1 protein-coding gene is annotated in these 410 nt (G+C 38.0%); it reads right to left on the bottom strand.

The features are described 5' to 3' along the window. Positions 1-234: 234 nt before the first annotated feature. Positions 235-402 carry an endonuclease domain-containing protein gene (locus ACRD7B_RS22815; RefSeq protein ID WP_430826982.1) on the bottom strand — a complete coding sequence of 56 codons (168 nt, stop codon included), beginning with the start codon at positions 400-402 and terminating at the stop codon, positions 235-237. Positions 403-410: the final 8 nt, after the last annotated feature.

The raw sequence follows: 410 nt of genomic DNA, 5'->3' as shown, positions 1-410 counted from the left end.
GTAGATTTCTGAAGAACGTCTTCGTAACAAAATGATAGGCTATATCCCTGACTTTTACCTCACCTCAGTCTTCTCCAAATGTAGAGGAAGTGAGCTATTTGAAAGATTTGTGGGTTGAATACGTAGTTGTTGCTAATAGTAGGTTGCATCCCCAAAAATGCAATGATCGCTCTTGTACTTTTCTCAAGAATTGCACCCACCTTCTTCTTGAGGAGAAGGCTGGGATGAGGTGTTTTACAAAACTTTACAAACTTCTTTAATTCTTCTCGTAACAAGTTTAATGTTGTTTTTTACCTCTTCATTGCTAAAGCGAATTACAGTAATGCCGAGTCTTTCCAGTTCTGCTGTTCTTCCTTCGTCATATTCTTTCTGATATTCATGAATTTCACCATCAACTTCCACTACCAGTC

The sequence above is a fragment of the Carboxylicivirga fragile genome (assembly GCF_050589805.1).
GTDB lineage: Bacteria > Bacteroidota > Bacteroidia > Bacteroidales > Marinilabiliaceae > Carboxylicivirga > Carboxylicivirga fragile.
Note: the sequence above shows the minus strand (reverse complement) of the source record. Positions and strands in the feature narration are given on the sequence as shown.